Below are 16,996 nucleotides of genomic sequence, written 5' to 3' on the forward strand. Positions count from 1 at the left end.
TTCAGGTACTCGGTGAGCCGGCGCGGACCTTCAGTCCCATCAGAACAGCCGGTCGCGCCGGGCGACGGCCGCGAAGGCGGCGACCACGTCGGGGTCGAAGGCGAAGCCGGCCTCGTCCCTGATGTGCCCGATGGCCTCGTCGCATCGGTCGTGCGCCGGCGCGCCGCGCGGGTGCGTCATCGCGTCGAAGACGTCGGCGACGTGGGTGATGCGGCCGGCCAGCGGGATGTCGGCCCCGGCAAGGCCAGACGGGTAGCCGGCGCCGTCCCAGCGCTCGTGGTGCGTGAGGGCGATGTCCTCGGCGGTCCGCAGCAGGGCGCCCTGGCTGCCCGACAGGATGTCGGCTCCGATCACCGTGTGACGCTTCATCTCCTCGAACTCCGCGGGCGTCAGTGGCCCGGGCTTCAGGAGGATCGCGTCGCGGATGCCGATCTTGCCCACGTCGTGCAGCGGCGCTGCGCGTTCGATGGTCAGGACCGTGTCGCCGGCCAGCCCGAGTTCGCGCGCGATGGCGCCCGACACCCGACCGACGCGCCGCGTGTGCTCGCCCGTGTTGTCGTCGCGGAACTCGGCGGCCAACGCGAGACGCTCGAGGATCTCGACGCGGGCGATCTCGAGCTTCCGGGTGCGTTCCTGCACCGTCGCTTCGAGCCCGCGATTGTGCTTGTCCAACTGCAGGTACAGGAAGCGGGTGGTCAGCAGGTTGCGGATCCGGAGCAGGGCCTCGACGGCGTCGAACGGCTTGTTGAGGAAGTCGCGTGCACCCGCCCCGAGGGCCCGCTGCCGCACCTCGACGCTCAGGTCGGCGGTGACGACCAGAATCGGGAGGTATCGCTCGGCGTTCAGGCGGTCCTGCAGCAACTGCATCACCCCGAAGCCGTCCAGGCCCGGCATGTGCAGGTCGAGCAGGATCAGGTCGGGGCTGACCTGCTGCACCAGGGCCGCCACCTGCTCGGGCGCCGTCGTCGAGTACAGCCGGTGGTAGCCCGCGGACGTCAGCAGGCGCTCGAGCAGGCGGATGTTCGGCGCCTGGTCGTCGACGATCAGGATGCGGGCGCGCGTGATCGGCTCGGTGAGCGTCGGCACTGCCCGGAATTATAGCGGCCACTCCCGGGCCGGCCCGCGCCGGCCCCACCGCCTCCGGCGAGACTGCGCCGCGCGTCGGCGCGTCCGATGGGCATGTCCTGGCTGGCCGCGGTCACCCTCCTGTTGTTCCTCGGCGCCCTGGTCGACGTGGGCGTCGGCATGCGCAGGCTGCGGCGCCTCGACGGACCGCCGGCGCCGCCCCCCGGCCGATGGCCGTCCCTCTCGGTGGTGATTCCGGCGCGCAACGAGGCACGTCACCTCGCCGAGGCCCTGCAATCGGTGCTCGCCCTGGACTATCCAGCCCTCGAGATCCTCGTCGTCGACGACCGATCCACCGACGCCACCCCGCAGATTCTCGAGGAACTGGCCCGCCGTCATCCGACCCTCCGTGTGACCACCGTCACCGACCTGCCCGACGGGTGGATGGGGAAGAACCACGCGCTGTCGGTCGGCGCCGGCCTGACGGAGGGCGAGCTGCTCCTGTTCACCGACGCCGACGTGGTGATGGCACCCGACGCGGTGCGGCGTGCCGTCGCCATCCTCGAGGCCGACGGGCTCGATCACCTGGCGGTCGCCCCGCGCATCGTGGCGCGCTCGTTCGCGCTCCGCTGCATGGTGGCGACGTTCGGCCTGTATTTCACGCTGTTCATGCGGCCCTGGCGGGCCTCGACGCCGGGCGCGCGCGAGTCCATCGGCATCGGCGCATTCAACCTCGTGCGGCGACGCACGTACGAGGCGATCGGCACGCACGCCCGCGTCAGGATGGCGCCCGACGACGACCTGCAACTCGGTCGGGCGATCAAGGGGGATGGCCATCGGCAAGCCCTGGCGCTCTCGGGGGCCCTGGTGTCGGTGGAGTGGTACGCCAGCGTGCGCGAGCTGGTCGCCGGGTTGATGAAGAACGCCTTCGCGGGGCTCGACTACCGGGTGTCGCTCGTCGCCGGCTCGGTCGTCGCGCTGCTGGTCATCAACGTCTGGCCCTTCGTGGCCCTCCTCACCGCGTCAGGCCCGACCTGGTGGCTGAACCTCGCGGTCGCCACTGCGGCCGTGACGTTGTTCGTGACGCACACGCGCATGCACGGGGGGCGGGGCGGGGAAGTGGTGATGTATCCACTGGCCACGCTGCTCTTCTGCTGGATCCTGGTGCGCGCAGCGTGGATGGCCCTGGGGACCGGCGGCATCGAGTGGCGCGGGCGGCGGTACCCCCTGGACCGTATCCGCGCGGCGCGCCTTCGGTGACCGGTTGTCCTCGTATGTCAGGGTATTATGCTTATGACTTGATTAACTCAACTTTTGAGTAGCGAGAGGCCTCACGTGCCCAGCAACCCCCTGCGCCTCAGGAGCATCCACCACGTCAAGTACGTGGTCGGCAACGCCAAGCAAGCCGCCTTCTACTACCGGAAAGCCTTCGGGTTCTCGCAGTTGGCCTACGCAGGCCTCGAGACCGGCAACCGCGACCTCGCCTGCTATGCCCTCGAGCAGGGCCGGGCGCGCCTCGTCCTCGTCACGCCCTATCGCGCCAACTCGCCGGAGGCCGAGCACCTCCACGCCCATGGCGATGGCATCGTGGACATCGCCTTCCACGTCGACGACGCCGATGCGGCGTTTCACGAGGCGGTCCGTCGCGGGGCCGAGCCCGCGGTCGAGCCCCGCACGCTCAGCGACGAGCACGGCCGCGTGCGGCATGCCGCCATCCGGACCTACGGCGACACCATCCATTCGTTCTATGGGCTGCGCGATTACAGCGGCCCGTTCCTGCCCGGATACGCGTCGCGGCCCGTCGCCGGCGAGGACGTCGGCATCCTGCGCATCGATCACATGGTCGGCAACGTCGAACTCGGCCGGATGGAGCACTGGGCGCGCTGGTATTCCGATGTGCTCGGCTTCGAGCGGTTCATCTCCTTCGACGACAAGGACATCTCCACCGAGTACAGCGCGCTCATGAGCATCGTGATGAGCGACGACTCGCACGCGATCAAGTTCCCGCTCAACGAGCCGGCGCCGGGCCGGCGCAAGAGCCAGATCGACGAATACCTCGACTTCTACGGCGGTCCTGGCGTGCAGCACGTGGCGCTCCTCACGCAGGACATCGCCCGCACCGTGTCGGCGCTGCGTGCCAACGGCGTCGAGTTCCTGAGCGTGCCCGATTCCTATTACGACCTGCTGCCCGCGCGGGTCGGCGCCATCGACGAGGAACTGGCCATGATCCGCTCGCTGGGGATCCTGGTCGACCGCGACGAGGAAGGCTATCTCCTGCAGTTGTTCTCGCGGCCGGTGGAGGACCGCCCGACGGTGTTCTACGAGATCATCCAGCGCAAGGGCAGCCGTGGGTTCGGGAAGGGCAATTTCCGCGCGCTGTTCGAGGCGATCGAGCGCGAACAGGCCGTGCGTGGAAACCTGTAGAATCACGCCGGTGCCTCGCTCCCACGCGTTGCTCGCCGGGCTGTTCGACTACGCGGGGCTCTTCCCGCCCGCCGGTCAGCCCCTCGAAGAGGCCCTGGCCAGCTACGCGCGCTACCGTGCGTCGCGCGACGGCTGGATGCTGGGCCGGTTCGTGGTCCCCGCCTCGCAACTCGAGGCGGTGAGCGCGGCGGCCCTCCGGTACCTGCCGACGGGCGACGCCTCCGTTTCCTGGCGCTTCAGCGCGCTGGGGGGACCCGACCCCCAGGCGGACGTGGCCCACGTGAGCGCCTTCAACGGCCGCCACGCCGACGCCCTGGCCGGCGCCGCGATCGTCGACACGTTCGAAGTGAAGGTCACCAGCGTGGAGGACGTGCGGGCGGCGCGCGCCTGGGCGAGCCGCGGGTTCGAGGTGTACTGCGAGGTGCCGCTCGGCGGCGACACCGAGCGCCTGCTCGATGCCGTGGCGCACGCTGGCCTGCACGCCAAGGTCCGCACCGGCGGGACGACGATCGGCAGCGTGCCGAGCGCCGACCTGGTCGCCGAGTTCCTGTGCGGCTGCGTCGCCCGTGGCGTCGTGTCGAAGGCGACCGCCGGCCTGCACCACGCCGTCAGCGGCATGCACGCATCCTGGCCGGGCGGCGAGCACGGGCCGATGATCGGCTTCCTCAACCTGGTCCTGGCTGCCGGCATCGCGGAAGGAGCCGGCCGTGCGGCGGCGCAGAGCCCGGAGGTGTGCGCCACCGTGTCGCACCTGCTCGGCGTCTCCAGTGCCCCGTCCTGGCTCGGTCACTCCGTGGTCGAGTGGAGGGGGGACCACGGCGCGGTGATCGAGGGACCGCTCGACCAGTTCGCCGTCGCGGGCCGCGCCCTGGTGCGCAGCATCGGTACCTGCTCGTTCGAGGAACCCGTCACCGAGGCCCGAGGCATCGGGCTGCTGCAATGAATCCTCGGCCCCCGGGCCGCGTCCGTTGCAGGTCGCGCCGGACCGCCGACTGCCGGCTGTCGACCGCCGGAGCCTCGCGGTGATCGACCACACGCACGATCCGCTCGCGCGCACCTGGCTCGACGAGGTGGCCCCGCCGGCACAGTCCTTCGCCCTGCAGATCCTGCCGTATGGGGCGTTCACGACGACCGGGCAGGACGTGCCTCGCCTCGGCGTCGCGATCGGCGGCCACGTGCTGGATCTGTTCGCCGCGCTGCATGCGGGCCTGGTGGACGACCTCGATGGCGCCCTCAGGCCGGCGCTGCGCGCCTCGACGCTGAACCCGCTGCTGGCCTTGCCTCCGGCGTCGTGGACGTCGCTCCGACACCGCCTGTACGCGTTGCTGGTCGACGATGCCGGGGGGTGGCGGGCGGCGCGGGACCTGGTGCGCGAATGCATCGTGCCGCTGGCGGCGGTGTCGATGCACCTGCCGGTGGCGGTCGGCGACTACACGGACTTCTACGCCTCGCGCCACCACGCCTTCAACGTCGGCACGATGCTGCGTCCCGACCAGCCGCTGCACCCCAACTACGTGCACGTCCCGATCGGGTATCACGGTCGCGCCTCCTCGATCGTCGTCAGTGGCACCCCGGTGACCCGGCCGGTGGGGCAGTCGCTGCCGCAGGGCGCTTCGGCGCCCGTGTTCGGCCCGTCGCAGCGCCTCGACTACGAGCTCGAGGCAGGGCTGGTGATCGGCGGGGAGAACGCGCTCGGCGAGCCCGTGCCGATCGCCCGGGCGCGCGAGCGGGTGTTCGGCCTGGTGCTGCTGAACGACTGGTCGGCGCGCGACATCCAGGCCTGGGAGTACCAGCCGCTCGGCCCGTTCCTGTCCAAGAGCTTCGCGACGTCGATCTCGGCCTGGGTGGTGCCGCTGGAAGCGCTGGCGCCGCGCCGCGTCGCGGCGGCGAGCCGGGAGGCCGACGACCCGCCGGTGTTGCCGTACCTGTGGGACGAGGAGGATCAGGCGCGTGGTGCGATCGACCTGGACCTCGAGGTGACCCTGCAGACGGCGCGCATGCGCGACCTGGAGCACCCGCCCGAGCATGTAAGCGCGAGCAACCTGCGTGACCTCATGTGGACGCCCGCGCAACTGGTGGCGCACCACACCAGCAACGGCTGCAACCTCCGCCCCGGGGATCTGCTGGGTACCGGCACGGTGTCGGGCCCGCGGCCGGGGGCACGCGGCTGCCTGTTCGAGCGCACGTGGCGCGGCACCGAGCCGCTGGCGTTGTCGTCGGGGGAGACGCGACGATTCCTCGAGGACGGGGATCGCGTCGAGTTCCGCGGCCTTGCCGGGATGACCTGCGTGGGTGAGGTCCGCGCGACGGCCGGCTGAGGGCCGGGCCGGAGACCCGGCCCTGCCCCCGATGGGAAGCCTCTAGGCCCGGACCACCGTCACCGGGCCGGCGGGCGATGCCTTCACGATGTTGCGGGTGTCGATCACCAGGGGCACGCCGGCATACAGCGAGGCGTCCTTGAACTGGGCGTGCGCCGTGGACACCAGCAGCGCGTCGTAGTTCCGGAACGTGGCGTTGTCGCACGGCACCGACGACAGGTTGAGCGAGTGCCGCCGGCCGTGGCGCGCGTGCGGGAAGTACGGGTCGCAGTAGTCGACGTGCGCGCCCTTGTCCTGCAGGTACTCGATGAGCTCGTACGACGGCGACTCGCGGTCGTCGTCGATGTTCTCCTTGTAGCTCAGGCCCAGCACCAGGATGCGCGAGCCCTTGACGCTCTTCTGCGCGTCGTTGAGCGCGTCGGCGACCTTGCCCACCACGTAGCGCGGCATCGAGGTGTTCACCTCGCCGGCCAGCTCGATGAACCGCGTCCACATGCCGAACTCGGATGCCTTCCAGGACAGGTAGAAGGGATCGAGCGGGATGCAGTGGCCGCCGAGCCCGGGGCCCGGATAGAACGGGGTGAAGCCGAACGGCTTGGTCTTCGCTGCCTCGATCACTTCCCACACGTTGATGCCCATGCGGTCGAAGGTGATCTTCAGCTCGTTGACCAGCGCGATGTTGATCGACCGGAAGACGTTCTCGAGCAGCTTGGACGACTCGGCGACGCGCGCCGACGACACCGGGACCACCTTGTCCACACCGGCGGCATAGAGGGCCACGGCGGCCTCGGTCGACGCGTCGTTCACGCCGCCGACGACCTTGGGGATCGTCTTGGTGTTGAAGTGGGCGTTGCCCGGGTCCTCGCGCTCCGGCGAGAACGCCAGCAGGAAGTCGTCGGGGCAGCGCAGGCCCGTCGTCTCGAGGATCGGCAGCACTTCCTCGTCGGTCGTGCCGGGATAGGTGGTGGACTCGAGGACCACCAGCTGTCCCTTGCGCAGCCGCGGGGCGATCGCCTTGGCGGTGTTGTGGATGTAGGAGAGGTCCGGTTCCCGGTGCGTGCCGAGCGGCGTCGGCACGCAGATGAGGATGGCGTCGCACTCGCGCAGCTGGTCGAAGTCGGTCGTGGCGACGAACCGCCCGCGCGCGATGGAGGCCTTCACGCGGTCGCCGCCGATGTGGCGGATGTAGGACTCGCCGCGGTTGAGGGCGTCGACCTTCTTGGGGTCGAGATCGAAGCCGCGGACCGTGAAGCCCGCTTCCTCGAACACGAGCGCGAGGGGCAGCCCGACGTAGCCCTGGCCGATGATGCCGACGACCGCCGACCGGTCGCTGATGCGCGAAAGCAGTTGCTGATTCATTGGACGATTGGCGCCTCGTGGTCGACTCGGGGTGCGAGAGCCGTACCGCGCCCCAAAGGGTACCAGAGGTCAGCCTGCCCGCGGAGGCTCGGCGGCGCCCAACGGCCGGAGACGAGGAGGGGGCGACCGACGCCGCGCGGCCCGCTCGCAGCGGCGTGCTGGGTTACAGTGGTCCCGCGCCGGGCCCCTACCGCCTCGGCCCAGGACAGACCTGCCAATGCGCGTGACATGCATCGTGGGCGCCCGGCCCAACTTCATGAAGGTCGCCCCGATCCTCGCGGCCATGCGTCCGCTCGACGCGATCGAGCCCCGGCTGGTGCACACCGGCCAGCACTACGACGAACGGATGTCGACGCTCTTCTTCCGCGAGCTGGGCCTGCCGCAACCCGATGCCTATCTGGGCGTGGGCTCCGGGTCGCATGCCGTGCAGACCGCGCGGGTGATGGAGTTGTTCGACGCCGACCTCGACCAGCATCCCGCGGACGTCGTGCTCGTGGTGGGCGACGTCAACTCGACGATTGCCTGCGCCCTGGTGGCCGCCAAGCGCGGCGTCGGCGTGGCGCACGTGGAGGCCGGCCTGCGCAGCCGCGACCGGCAGATGCCCGAGGAGATCAACCGGGTGCTCACCGATCAGATCTCCGACTGGCTGTTCACGAGCGAGCGCTCTGCCCTGGACAACCTCGTGGCCGAGGGCATCGACCCGGCGCGCGTGCATTTCGTGGGCAACGTGATGATCGACACCCTGGTCACGCATCGCGCGGCCGCTGCGCGCCGTCCCGTGCTCGCCGACCTGGGCTGTACGCCGAAAGGCTACGCGATCATCACGCTGCACCGGCCGAGCAACGTCGACACCCCCGAGGCGGCCGCCAACACCGTGCGTGCCGTCGAAGCCGTGGCGGCGCGGCTGCCGACGATCATCCCGTTCCACCCCCGAACGTCGGGCAAGCTGCAGCAGTTCGGCTTGCTGGACCGCGTCACGTCGCTGCCCGGGGTGCGCGTGGTCGAGCCGCAGGGGTACCTCGACTTCCTGTGCCTCATGGACAACGCGGCGCTGGTCTTCACCGATTCGGGCGGCATCCAGGAGGAGACGACGGCGCTCGGCGTGCCGTGCCTCACGTTCCGCGACTCCACCGAGCGGCCCATCACCGTCACCGAGGGCACCAACGTGCTGCTGGGGACCGATGCGGCGTCGGTGCCCGACGCGGTGGAGGAGGCGTTGAAGGGGCGGCGTGGCGCGCGCGTGCCGGAGTACTGGGACGGCAAGGCCGCCGAGCGCATCGTCGCCGTGTTGAGCCGCGCGTCGTCCTAGGCCCGGCGCCGGGCGCTGCCGGTCAGTCCAGAGTGTGCGCGGGCAAGGGGCCCATCGCGGCGACCACGTCGACCACCGGGGCGAACCGGAACTCGTCGATGAGGCGAGTGAGGCGGCCCATCGTGCGCCCGAGGTTGCCGTAATGGCGCAGTCGCGTCGCCATGCCGACCGGCAGCCGGGGCTGCTCGGTGTCGATCTCCCAGGGGTGCAGGTAGAAGATGGCCGACCGGCCCTCGCGCCGGTTCAGGCGACTGATGCCAGCCCGCGTCCAGCCGTAGGGCAGGAGGCGGAAGTAGCCGCCGCCGGCGACCGCGAGGTTCTGTCCCGCGACATGCACGGTGGACGGAGGCACTTCCTGCAGCGTGCCGGCCGGCCTCGAGACGGTGTACGAGTGCCGCGGCGCGTCGGGGATGCCGTAGCGATCGTGATGGACGGGGAAGACGCTCGCGTCGTAGGCATAGCCTTCCTCGAGCAGCACGTCGAGGGCCCACAGCGATCGCCTGGTGATGCTGAAACTCGGCGCGCGATAGCCGCGCACGGCCGTTCCGGCCAGGTCCTCGAGCAACTGCTTGCTGCGTCGCACGTCCTCGCGGAAGGCGTCGGGCGTCAGGGTGTAGACGATCTCGTGCCAGTAGCCGTGTGAGGCGATCTCGTGACCGGCCGCGGCAATTTCCCTCACCAGGGCGGGATACCGGTCGGCCACCCAGCCGAGCACGAAGAACGTCGCCCTGACGCGTCGGGACGCGAACAACTCGAGCAGCATCTGCGTGGTCGGCACCACGCGCGACGGCAGCGTCTCCCACTGGTGACGCGGGGCGACGGCCTCGAGGGCACTGGCGTGGAAGTACTCCTCCACGTCGATGGACATCGCATTCAGCGGAAGAGGGCGGTCGGCCACGGCTGCGGGCAATTGTCGTCGGAAGGGATCCGGCCAGGCAAACGAAATGCCCGCGGTCGGCTCAGGAGCGTGGGGGGGCGAGCGGCGGATGCCGCGTGTCGCGCTCCGACAGCACCGGCGTCTCCACCGGCCAGCTGACGCCCAGCACCGGGTCGTTCCACATGACCCCGCCCTCGTCGGCCGGGTCGTAGAACTCCGTGCACTTGTACTCGACCTGCGCGACCTCGCTGACCACGCAGAAGCCGTGCGCATAGCCGGGCGGCACGTAGATCTGGTGGAAGTTGTCGGCCGACAGCGCGACGCCGACCCACTGGCCGTAGGTCGGCGACGACGGGTCGATGTCGGCGGCCACGTCGTAGATCTCGCCCTCGACCACCCGCACCAGCTTGCCCTGCGGCCGGGTGCGCTGGAAGTGCAGGCCGCGCAGGGTGCCCTTGCGTGAACGCGAGTGGTTATCCTGCACGAACGCGACGTCGAGGCCGGCCTCGGCGTACCGCGTCGCGTGGTAGGTCTCGAGGAAGAAGCCGCGCTCGTCGCGGAAGACCCGGGGCTCGATGATGACGACCCCTGGCAGCGCCGTCTTCAGCACGCGCACGTCAGCGCCCCTGGGCCACGAGGCGCAGCAGGTACTGGCCGTAGGAGTTCTTCCGCATCGGCGTCGCAATGCGTTCGACCTGGGCCGCGTCGATGTATCCCATGCGCCAGGCGATTTCCTCCACGCATGCGAGCATCAGGCCTTGCCGTTCCTCGATGGTCTGCACGAAGAGGGAGGCCTGCAGCAACGATTCGTGGGTGCCCGTGTCGAGCCAGGCGTAACCCCGCCCGAACCGTTCGACGTGGAGGCTGCCGCGCTGCAGGTAGACGCGATTGACGTCGGTGATCTCCAGCTCGCCCCGCGGCGACGGCTCGAGGCCTGCCGCGATGTCGAGGACGGCATTGTCGTAGAAGTACAGCCCCGTCACCGCCCAGGTCGAGCGCGGCGCGGCCGGCTTCTCCTCCAGGCTCAGCGCCCGTCCGTCCGGGCCGAACTCCACGACGCCATACCGCTCGGGGTCGCGCACCTCGTAGCCGAAGACCGTGGCGCCTTCGGCGCGAGCCGCCGCGGCCTGCAGCACCTCCGGCAGGCCGTGCCCGTAGAAGATGTTGTCGCCGAGCGCGAGCGCCACCCGACGCGCGCCCACGAAGTCGCGCCCGATGACGAAGGCCTGTGCGAGCCCATCGGGACTCGGCTGCACGGCGTAGGACAGGGTCAGGCCCAGGTCGGCGCCATCGCCGAGCAGCCGCTTGAAGCTGTCGGCGTCCTCGGGCGTCGTGATGATCAGGATGTCGCGGATGCCCGCCAGCATCAGGGTGGCCAGCGGGTAGTAGATCATCGGCTTGTTGTAGACGGGCACCAACTGCTTGCACACGCCTCGGGTCACGGGATACAGCCGCGTGCCGGACCCGCCCGCCAGGATGATCCCGGACAAGCCGGCCGCCGGAGCCACGTGCCGGACACCGTCATCCGACGCTTCCGAGCGGAAGGTGGTTGCCATGTTGACTTTAGTTGTTTCTGGGCGAGACACAGCTGCCGTTGGGCATCGAGAGGCGCACAAAAATGCCAGTGAATGTGGACCGGGGCAGGTCTGCCACCGTTACGGTACGAGCCTTGCTAGTCGCATATCCGCGGCGACAGACGCATGGACATCCACTTCATTTCCTCGCTCACCCCCGACGATGAGGACCGCCTCGCTCCGGCGCTGCTGGAGGCGCTGAAGCCGATGCTCGGTTTGATGCCCATCGCCTACACCATCCGCATCAAGACTGCCAGCAACACAGTCTACCAGCACACCAGAACCGAGCTCGAGCCGGCCGAGGCCGCCTCGGACGGCCTCGGTGGTGTGCAAACCAGCGGCTGAGGCTCACCGCCTGGCTGCGCTATCGTAGGCGGAGGCGGGCCGGGCAGGCCAGCCCTGGAGGCTCATGTCCCTGCGTATTCTGTGTGGCCTGGCGCTCGTGGGCCTGTCCCTGGCGCCCGGCACGGCCGTTGCGGCCCGCCGCGACGTGCTGGTGGTGGTCAATCGACAGGTGGCCGACGGGGCGGCGGTGGCCGATGCCTACCGCGCCGCGCGCGACATCCCTGCCGACCATGTGGTGGCGGTCGACCTCCCGGCTGCCGAATCGATCACCCGCGCCGAGTACCTGGCGCGCATCGAGGGCCCCATCGCCGCCTGGCTGAACACCCGGGCCGCCCACGACGACATCGTCCACATCGTCCTCACTCGCGGCGTGCCGCTGAAGGTGCTCGCCGAGGCCGGGGGACGCATGCCCCTCGGGAGCGTCGACTCCAACCTCGCGCTGCTCTATCGGCGTCTGACCGGCGCCCCGGTCGGGCCTGGCCCGCTGCCCAATCCCTTGTTCACCGAGCGTCCGGCGGCGGATGGTCAGTGGCCGGCCTTCGACCGTCGGCTCCACGACATCTATCTGGTGAGCCGCCTCGACGGCTTCACCCGCGAGGACGCCCAAGCCCTTGCGACCCGGTGTGGCCCTCCACCGGCGCAGGTGCGCATCGTGCTTGACGGACGGTCCCCAGGCTCCGGGCCCGAGCACCAGTGGCTGCCGGTTGCGGCGCAGCGTCTCCGGGAACGCCAGCCCACCCCGGTCGTCGACCTCGACCAGACGGCGCAGGCGATCAGCGGTGGCGCTCCGGCGCTGGGCTACTTCGCATGGGGCACGGCCGACCCGTCGCTCAGGATGCGCGCACCGCTGGTGTCCTTCGTGCCGGGGGCCGTCGGGGCCAGCATGTCGAGCAGCGACGTGCGCACGTTCAAGGAGCCGCCCGCGGCCTGGCGGCCCGGGACGCCGGGGCCGGACGCACGGCACGAGGGGTCCTCCGACTGGTTGGCCGGCGACTGGGTCAGGGCCGGCATCACCGGCTGGGCCGGCGCCGTGGCCGATCCCTACGTCGATGGCGTCACCCGGCCGCACGTCTTCCTCCCGGCGTACCTGTCGGGGCGCTCGCTCGGGGAGGCCTTCGGGCTCGCGACGCGATACCTCGGCTGGCGAACGGTCGTGCTCGGCGATCCCCTGTGTCGGCCGTTCGGCAGCGAGCCCGCGCCTGCCGACTACGAGCGTGAGGAGATGTCGGGCCTGACCCGGCCCATGTTCGATCGCCGCGTCGACCAGGCGCGTCGCCAGGAACGGCCGCCCTCCGTCGAGGCCGCCGCCCTGCAGGTCGCCGTTGGCGCGCGTCTCGGCCAGGAGCAGCGTCCGCGCGCCCTCGAACTGCTGCGCAGCTGGATTGCCGCGCACCCCGACGACCTGGCGGCCCGCCAGCTGCTCGGCCTCACGTTGAATCCCGTCACCGAACGGGCGGAAGCCATCGAGGCCTATCGGTCCGTCCTGGCGGTGCGGCCCGACGACACGGTGATGCAGAACAACCTCGCGTACGTGCTCGCCACCGAGCCCGACGGTCGCGCAGAGGCGCTCCGCCTGGCCCGTCGGGCCTACGAGCAGAGCCGCGGAGAGCCGTCGGTGGCCGACACGCTGGGGTGGGTGCTCTATCACACCGGCGAACTCGACGAGGCCGGCCGTGTGCTGCAGGAGGCCGTCCGACGCGCGCCGCGCCTGGTGGACGCCCGCCTGCATCTCGCGCTGGTGCAGCTGAAACAGGACACGGGCGATCGCGGGCGACAGCAGTGGCTGGAGGCGGGAAAGATCGACCCACAGGTCGGCCAACGCCCGGAGGCGGCGCCGCTCCTGGCGGCCTTCGGTCCGGCAGTCCCGCCTGACGTGCGCCGGTGAATGGTCGCCACTCGCCACGCCGGTGGACGGCGTGGCTGGCCGGCGTCGTCGCGGTGCTGTTGGTGGGCACCCTGCCCCTCGGGCCGTGGCTGGTGCGGAGCCGTCCCGTCGCCTCCCCCGAGGTCATCCTCGTGCTCGGCAGCCATGAGTCCGAGCGGTTGCCCCATGCCGCCCGTCTGGCACGCCAGTGGCCCACCGCACGCATCTGGCTGACTCAGCCCGTCGTCGTCACCCTGCACAACTGCGAGGACTGCGCCCACCGGATCGACGTCCTCGGTCGCCTCGGCGTGGACCCGCCCCGTGTCCGCCTGATCGCGCCGCGCGTGCGGAACACGTTCGACGAGCTGGCGGCGGCCCGGCGCCTCGCGGCAGCGGAGGGCGTCCGGCGGATCCTGGTCGTTACCTCGCCCTACCATACGCGGCGGGTGATCGGGCTGGTGTCGGCGGCAGGATGGCTCGCCAGCGTCGGCGTCGAGCCCTGTCCCACGCCGTCGGGCCTCGCGTGGCCCTGGTGGAGTCGGCGCTACGACCGCCGATATGTCGTGTACGAGGTGGCCGCGCTGGCCGAGAACTCGTGGCGGCACGGCATCGCGCCTCGCCACTGGCTGGCGGCCGATCGTGGTGCAGCAGCCACGCTATAGTGGGCTGACAGGGTCAGCCCGGAGGAGTCGCAGGTGCAGATGATGTCGAAGATGACCGCAGGGCTCGGGTGCGTCGTGCTCGTGCTGTCGATGTCCGTGGGGTGTTCCAAGGATCCCGCGGTGGTTCGCCAGCAGTACTACGACAGCGCAACCAAGTTGATGGCGGACAAGAAGTACGACGACGCCATCGTCCAGCTGCGGAACGCGCTGAAGGCCGACCCGAAGTTCGGCGAGGCGCGCCTGAAGCTCGCCGAGGCGTACGCCGAGACCGGGGACACCCGGCGCGCCGTGCAGGAGTACATCCGCGCGGCCGACCTGCTGCCGGGCAATGCCGACGCCCAGATCAAGGCCGGCAGCGTGATGTTGCTGTCGGGGCGGTTCGAGGAGGCGCGCAGCCGCGCCGAGAAGGCGCTGCAGGCCGACCCCAAGAGCCTCGACGCGCGCATCCTGCTCGGCAACGCCATCGCCGGCTCCAAGGACATCGACGGCGCCCTGAAGGAACTCGAGGAGGCGGTCGCGCTGTCGCCGTCGGAGAGCCGTGGCTACACCGCCCTCGGCGCGGCGCAGTTGGCCAAGGGACAGGCTGACGTCGCCGAAGCGACCTTCCGCAAGGCGGTCGAGGTGCAACCGTCGGCCGTGCCTGCCCGGCTGGCGCTGGCCAACTTCCTCTGGAGCACCAATCGACGCGACGAGGCCCTGGCGGAACTGCAACAGGCGTCCAGGCTGGAGCCCAACAACAAGCTGGTCAATCGCGCCCTGGTGACGTTCAACCTGGCCACCGGCAACGCGGCCGCGGCCGAGCCGTACCTGAAGGCCCTCGCGGCCGACCCGAAGGACGTCGCCTCGCGCATCGCCCTCGGTGACTACTACCTGCGGCTGAACAAGCTGAAGGAAGCCCGTGAACTCTTGAACGCCCTCGCCAAGGAGAAGGAGGGCTTCGGCCCGGCGCGGCTGAAGCTGGCCGGCCTGGCGTTTGCCGAGAAGAATCCCACCGAAGCGTACCGCCTCGTCGACGAGGTCCTGAAACAGAGCCCCAAGTCCGTCGACGCCTTGCTGGTCAAGTCGCGCATGCTGCGTGCCGAGGGCAAGGCCAAGGAAGCCCTCGCGGCGGCGACGGCCGCGACGGCAGCACAACCGGAGTCGGTGGCGGCCCACTACGAACGGGGTCTGGCCGAACTGGACCTCTCGATGCTCACCGAAGGCGTCAAGAGCCTGCGCGAGGCCGTGCGACTCAATCCGAAGGCGGCCGCCATCCACCTGCAACTGGCCAATGCGCTGCTCCGGCAGCGCGAGTTCGGCGCGGCGCTGGTGGCGGCCGAGGACGCGCTGCGCAATGCGCCGCAGGATGCGACGGCGCACCTGATGGTGGCACGCGCCCAGATGGCGGCCGGCGATCTGAAGGCGGCAGCCGCGACGCTGGCGCCGTTGCAGAAGCAGTTCCCCGACGTCGCCATCGTGTCGAGTCAACTCGGGTCGCTGCGGCTGCTGCAGCGTGACGTCGCCGGGGCGCGGCAGGCGTTCGAGCGCGCGTTGCAGCTCGAGCCGGGGCAGGTGGACGCCGTGCAGGGCCTGTCGCTCATCGACGTTGCCGAGCGCAAGCCGGAACAGGCCGTCGCCCGCCTGGAAGCCTTGCTGGCCAAGGACCCCGACAACGTCCGTTACCTGCAGCTCGCGGCGCGTTCCTACATGACGACGCGCAACTTCGACAAGGCCGAGAAGGCCCTGCGACGGGTACTCGCGCTGGACACCAACAACCTCGAGACGTACGGCCTGCTCGGCCAGCTGTACCTCATGCAGAACAAGGCGGATCAGGCGCTGAAGGAGTACGAGGCACTGAGCCGGCAGCAGCCCAGCGCGGTCGGGCCGCACACGGTGGTCGCGATGCTGCTGCAGAGCATGAACCGGCTCGACGAGGCGCAGAAGCGATACGAGCGCGTCATCGAGATCGATCGCGAGGCGCCGGTGGCAGCCAACAACCTGGCGTGGATGTATGCCGAGGGGCGCGGGAACATCGACGTCGCGCTGCAACTGGCGCAGACGGCCAGGCGGCGTCTGCCCAACGAAGCCGCGGTCGCCGACACGCTCGGCTGGATCTACGTCAAGAAGCAGCAGTATCCGCAGGCGGTGCGCGAGCTGACCGAGGCGGTGGCCAAGGATCCCGACAATCCCGAGTACCAGTACCACCTCGGCGAGGCGTACAAGGGCAGCGGCGACATCCCGAAGGCGCGGGCGGCGCTGCAGAAGGCCGTCGCGCGGCCGTTCGCGGCCAGTGATGCGGCTCGAAAGGCTCTGGCGTCCCTTCCGGCGTCCGGCAACTGACATGGCAAGCACGCTGACACTCCCGACGACGACCGCGCGGGTGCGTCCGCTGGCCGACGTTCGCCTCTGGCTGGTGCTCGCGGCGCTCGTGGCGTTGTACGCGCCGACCGTGTCGTGGCTCTGGGAGCGCTGGACGATGAGCGTCTGGCACAACGCGCACGGGATGCTGATCCCGTTCGTGGTCGCGTACTTCGTGCGCGACGAGCTGGAACGCTACGACGGGCCGGTCGAGGAGGGCAGCGCCTGGGGCTTTGCCTGGCTCGTGCCGGCGCTGGCCATGCACGTGCTCGATGGCGCCATGCACACGCAACTGCTCTCGGCAGCCTCGATGGTCGTCGCGGCGCCGGGGTTGTCGTGGCTGTTCCTCGGGCCGTCGCGCTCGCGAGCCATCCTCTTCCCCTTGCTGTTCCTCGCGTTCATGCTGCCGATCCCGCTCGGCGTGACCGAACGGCTGCACCTTGCGCTCCGTCACCTCACGGCCGGCGGGGTGGAGCACCTCGTGCCGATGTTCGGCGTGCCGCTGTTCCGCGACGGGCTCACGCTGCTGAGCGGCGAGTCGCGCCTGCTGGTCGCCGACGCGTGCAGCGGCTTTTCCACCCTCTATGCGGCGATGACGGTGGCCTTGCTGACGGCGTACTTCTGTCCGGTCGCGTGGCGCCGGGTCCTCGTGGTCGTCGCCGCCGCCCCGATTGCCATCGGCGCCAACATCCTGCGGGTGTCGCTGTTGGTGCTGCTGGTCAGGACCTACGGCAATGGGGTGCTGGAGACGTGGATGCACGAGGGCTCCGGCATCCTCACCTTCGTCCTCGCGCTGCCCCTGATCTTCTGGCTGGGGACGCCGCCCCAATCCGTGGCCAAGGAGCCGGCCACGCAGGGGTGA

15 protein-coding genes are annotated in these 16,996 nt (G+C 70.3%); 10 read left to right on the top strand and 5 right to left on the bottom strand.

Features of this window, described 5'->3' with window-relative positions; all coding sequences use genetic code 11:
- Positions 1–39: 39 nt before the first annotated feature.
- Complete coding sequence (locus TBR22_RS11830; protein ID WP_239493193.1) at positions 40–1,086, bottom strand: HD domain-containing phosphohydrolase; 1,047 nt, start codon at positions 1,084–1,086, stop codon at positions 40–42.
- A 93-nt stretch (positions 1,087–1,179) separates the two neighbouring features.
- Here TBR22_RS11830 and TBR22_RS11835 point away from each other — a divergent pair, with 93 nt between their 5' ends.
- From TBR22_RS11835 to fahA, 4 genes are all read left to right on the top strand, one after another.
- Positions 1,180–2,325, top strand: a complete 1,146-nt coding sequence (locus TBR22_RS11835) for a glycosyltransferase (protein ID WP_239493194.1) — start codon at positions 1,180–1,182, stop codon at positions 2,323–2,325.
- A gap of 75 nt (positions 2,326–2,400) precedes the next feature.
- Positions 2,401–3,489: a 4-hydroxyphenylpyruvate dioxygenase gene (gene hppD, locus TBR22_RS11840; protein ID WP_239493195.1), complete on the top strand. Its 1,089-nt coding sequence runs from the start codon at positions 2,401–2,403 to the stop codon at positions 3,487–3,489.
- Positions 3,490–3,499: 10 nt separating this feature from the next.
- Positions 3,500–4,432 carry a hypothetical protein gene (locus TBR22_RS11845; RefSeq protein WP_239493196.1) on the top strand — a complete coding sequence of 311 codons (933 nt, stop codon included), beginning with the start codon at positions 3,500–3,502 and terminating at the stop codon, positions 4,430–4,432.
- A 79-nt stretch (positions 4,433–4,511) separates the two neighbouring features.
- Entirely contained in the window at positions 4,512–5,807 is a 1,296-nt protein-coding gene (gene fahA, locus TBR22_RS11850) for a fumarylacetoacetase (RefSeq protein ID WP_239493197.1), read from the top strand.
- A 42-nt stretch (positions 5,808–5,849) separates the two neighbouring features.
- Here fahA and TBR22_RS11855 read toward each other — a convergent pair whose 3' ends face one another.
- Positions 5,850–7,166: a nucleotide sugar dehydrogenase gene (locus TBR22_RS11855; protein ID WP_239493198.1), complete on the bottom strand. Its 1,317-nt coding sequence runs from the start codon at positions 7,164–7,166 to the stop codon at positions 5,850–5,852.
- 217 nt (positions 7,167–7,383) lie between these two features.
- Here TBR22_RS11855 and wecB point away from each other — a divergent pair, with 217 nt between their 5' ends.
- Positions 7,384–8,475 (top strand): non-hydrolyzing UDP-N-acetylglucosamine 2-epimerase, encoded by a 1,092-nt coding sequence (wecB, locus tag TBR22_RS11860; protein WP_239493199.1) that lies wholly within the window; start codon positions 7,384–7,386, stop codon positions 8,473–8,475.
- A gap of 22 nt (positions 8,476–8,497) precedes the next feature.
- On the opposite strand, the gene TBR22_RS11865 is transcribed toward wecB, so the two are convergent.
- The 3 genes from TBR22_RS11865 to rfbA all read right to left on the bottom strand — a co-directional run bounded on the left by TBR22_RS11865 (position 8,498) and on the right by rfbA (position 10,842).
- A complete protein-coding gene (locus TBR22_RS11865; protein WP_239493200.1) occupies positions 8,498–9,343 on the bottom strand; it encodes an XrtA system polysaccharide deacetylase in 846 nt (281 codons plus the stop codon).
- Positions 9,344–9,434: 91 nt separating this feature from the next.
- Positions 9,435–9,968 carry a dTDP-4-dehydrorhamnose 3,5-epimerase gene (gene rfbC, locus TBR22_RS11870; protein WP_239493201.1) on the bottom strand — a complete coding sequence of 178 codons (534 nt, stop codon included), beginning with the start codon at positions 9,966–9,968 and terminating at the stop codon, positions 9,435–9,437.
- A 1-nt stretch (position 9,969) separates the two neighbouring features.
- Complete coding sequence (rfbA, locus tag TBR22_RS11875; protein WP_239493488.1) at positions 9,970–10,842, bottom strand: glucose-1-phosphate thymidylyltransferase RfbA; 873 nt, start codon at positions 10,840–10,842, stop codon at positions 9,970–9,972.
- A gap of 210 nt (positions 10,843–11,052) precedes the next feature.
- On the opposite strand from rfbA, the gene TBR22_RS11880 reads away from it, so the two are divergent.
- From TBR22_RS11880 to TBR22_RS11900, 5 genes are all read left to right on the top strand, one after another.
- Positions 11,053–11,271, top strand: a complete 219-nt coding sequence (locus TBR22_RS11880) for a hypothetical protein (RefSeq protein WP_239493202.1) — start codon at positions 11,053–11,055, stop codon at positions 11,269–11,271.
- 64 nt (positions 11,272–11,335) lie between these two features.
- Complete coding sequence (locus TBR22_RS11885; protein WP_239493203.1) at positions 11,336–13,156, top strand: TIGR03790 family protein; 1,821 nt, start codon at positions 11,336–11,338, stop codon at positions 13,154–13,156.
- Positions 13,153–13,797, top strand: a complete 645-nt coding sequence (locus tag TBR22_RS11890) for a YdcF family protein (RefSeq protein WP_239493204.1) — start codon at positions 13,153–13,155, stop codon at positions 13,795–13,797. The genes TBR22_RS11885 and TBR22_RS11890 overlap by 4 nt, the downstream gene beginning before the upstream one ends.
- A gap of 39 nt (positions 13,798–13,836) precedes the next feature.
- Positions 13,837–16,116, top strand: coding sequence for a tetratricopeptide repeat protein (locus tag TBR22_RS11895; RefSeq protein WP_239493489.1), 2,280 nt, complete (start codon positions 13,837–13,839; stop codon positions 16,114–16,116).
- A 1-nt stretch (position 16,117) separates the two neighbouring features.
- Positions 16,118–16,996, top strand: a complete 879-nt coding sequence (locus TBR22_RS11900) for an exosortase/archaeosortase family protein (protein WP_239493205.1) — start codon at positions 16,118–16,120, stop codon at positions 16,994–16,996.

Source organism: Luteitalea sp. TBR-22, assembly GCF_016865485.1.
GTDB lineage: Bacteria > Acidobacteriota > Vicinamibacteria > Vicinamibacterales > Vicinamibacteraceae > Luteitalea.